General features: G+C 65.6%; 3 protein-coding genes. All 3 read left to right on the plus strand.

Annotated elements, in window-relative coordinates; genetic code table 11:
- Nucleotides 1–156 precede the first annotated feature (156 nt).
- The gene (gene mtnK / locus AC5JJ6_RS08275) at nucleotides 157–1,434 is read left to right on the plus strand and encodes an S-methyl-5-thioribose kinase (RefSeq protein WP_496041578.1); all 1,278 of its coding nucleotides are present in this window, start codon (nucleotides 157–159) and stop codon (nucleotides 1,432–1,434) included.
- 412 nt (nucleotides 1,435–1,846) lie between these two features.
- Nucleotides 1,847–2,530: a heme ABC exporter ATP-binding protein CcmA gene (ccmA, locus tag AC5JJ6_RS08280; protein ID WP_496041579.1), complete on the plus strand. Its 684-nt coding sequence runs from the start codon at nucleotides 1,847–1,849 to the stop codon at nucleotides 2,528–2,530.
- Nucleotides 2,527–2,648 (plus strand): heme exporter protein CcmB (locus AC5JJ6_RS08285; protein WP_496041580.1); only part of this gene is annotated, 122 nt, incomplete at its 3' end. The genes ccmA and AC5JJ6_RS08285, both read left to right, overlap by 4 nt.

Genomic DNA, 2,648 nt, shown 5'->3' on the forward strand with positions numbered 1-2,648 from the left:
TGCCCGTAAACGTCTTTGCGCCGCAGTCATAGCGCGAACCGGGAGGTTCGCCACCCCGCAATCTGGGAAGGGCCGGGTTGCAGTTGCCAAGTTTCGGCGAATGCGGAACACTCCGCCCCATAACCATAAGAACACGTCGAGCAGGAGGAAGCCCCCGTGACGCTGGCCCCGGAAAAACTCGAAACTCCCCCCGGCTATCGCCCCCTCGATGACGGTACCTTGGCCGCCTATCTGGCCCGTTCGGGCGATGTCGCGGCGCGTCTGGGCGGCAGGCCGGAGGAATGGCAGGTGCGGGAGGTCGGCGACGGCAACCTCAACCTCGTCTTCATCGTGACGGGACCGGCGGGCGGCGTGGCGGTCAAGCAGGCGCTGCCCTATGTCCGGCTGGTGGGCGAGAGCTGGCCGCTGCCGCTCAGCCGCGCCTTCTTCGAGCATGAGGCGCTGGTCGAGCAGGGCCGGGTGGCGCCGGCGCAAACGCCCCGGATCTATCATTACGATCACGAAATGGCCCTGACGGTGATGGAGCTTCTGCGGCCCCACGTGATCATGCGGAAGGGTCTGGCCGCCGGCATCCGCTACCCGTACTTCGCCCGCGACATCGCGCATTTCATGGCGCACACGCTTTTCCACACATCGGATCTGGCGCTGCCGGCGGCGGAGAAGAAACGGCGGATGGCGGTGTTCTGCGGCAATACCGCGCTTTGCAAGATCACCGAGGACCTGATCTTCACCGATCCGTACCGGGTCGCGGAACTGAACCGCTGGACGTCGCCCCAGCTCGACGGGATCGCGGAGGAGTTCCGGGCGGATACCGCCGCCAAGGCGGCTGTTTCGGAGCTGAAACGAAAGTTCCTGTGCTCGGCCGAAGCCATGATCCACGGCGACCTCCATACCGGATCGATCATGGTGACGGCGACCGAGACGAAGGTGATCGACCCGGAATTCGCCTTCTACGGCCCGATGGGGTTCGACATCGGCGCGGTAATCGGCAACCTGCTGCTGGCCTATTTCGCGCAGGCCGGACACGAGGCCGAGCCGTCGCAGCGCGACGGTTACCGGGGCTGGATCCTGGATCAGGTCGATCAGGTCTGGACCAAGTTCGAGGGCATCTTCCTGGGATTGTGGCGGGACCATCATGGGGGTGACCTATATCCCGCCGATCTGTTCGCCGATGCGGAGGGGCAGGCGGCGCTGCGGCGGGTGCGGGCGGACTACACGGCGCGGCTGTTCGCCGATTCGGTCGGCTTCGCCGCCGCCAAGATGATCCGGCGCATCCTGGGCCTCGCCCATATCGAGGAGTTGGAGACGATCGCCAATCCGAATGTCCGCGCCGCCTGCGAGACGCGGGCGCTGCGTCTGGCGCGCGACATGCTGGTCAATCGCGGGTCGTATAGGAGCATCGGCGACGTGACCGCAGCGGCGAAGAGGAGCTGAATAAGACACCGGTTTCACCCACAAGTATTAATCCGCATGCGGAACGTTTTGTTGCCTTCCTGTAACTCCCTCTTTTTCCTTGAGTTTTCTGGAAGCGACGGAAGGGGAGGGTTAAACGCCTGGTGCGACATCTAATTTTTGCCACAGTCGGCACCTATATGCTTGTTCAGACGAAGGGCGCCCCTACAGCGTAAGCCGCAAGGCGAACGAAATGCCCTTCACAGCGGCGTCCTTATTTCAGGGCGTCAACCAGCCCGGCCCCGGCTGGATCTACCGGCCACCGCATGAGCCCCCCGCGGTGGCCGTTTTCTTTTCCGGAATTCGCGTAGACCTTGGCAGGCGCCGTACCGTGCTGTACCACGGCACGTCGATCACACAGCCCGCCAACGCTCGAGCCGATAGTCCAGCCCCGATGCCCCTTTTCGCCGCCAACGACCTGACCTGCCTGCGCGGTGAGCGGCTGGTGTTCCAGGAGCTGTCGTTCGCCGTGAATGCGGGCGGCGCCCTGGTGCTGCTCGGCCCCAACGGCAGCGGCAAGTCCAGCCTGCTGCGCATGATGGCGGGATTGCTGCGGCCCTTTTCCGGCGGCATGAGCTGGGACGGCGAACCCGTTTCCTCCGACCCCGATCTGCACCGCAGCCGCGTCCACTATGTCGGGCACCTGGACGCCGTGAAGCCGGTGCTGTCGGCGCGCGAGAACCTTGCGTTCTGGGCGTCGATGGGGGGAGCCGCCGATCCCATGGAGTCGGCCATGGCGGCCCTGGAGCGGCTGGGCGTGCCGCATATCGCCGACGTTCCGGGGCGCTACCTGTCGGCGGGGCAGAAGCGGCGGCTGAACCTTGCCCGTATCCTGGCGGCCCCGGCGCCGCTCTGGCTGCTTGACGAACCTTCGGTGGCGCTCGACCGGGCCGGCATCGGCCAGCTCGAGGAGGCCATCGCCGAGCATCGTCGGGGCGGCGGCATCGTCGTCGTCTCGACCCATGCGGAGATTGCGATACCGGGTGCGGCCACGCTGCATATGGACGACTTCGCCGTGGGCGGAGAGGCGCACGATCACGACGGCGACTTCCACGACGGCCAGGAATTCGAACCATGAACCGCTTCCTCCAGCTGGTTTCCCGCGATCTCCGGCTTGCGCTGCGCCAAGGATCGGACGCTACGGTCGCGGTGATGTTCTTCGTGCTGTGCGTCGTGCTGTTCCCGTTCGGCGTCGG

It is taken from the genome of Skermanella sp., from assembly GCF_059503625.1.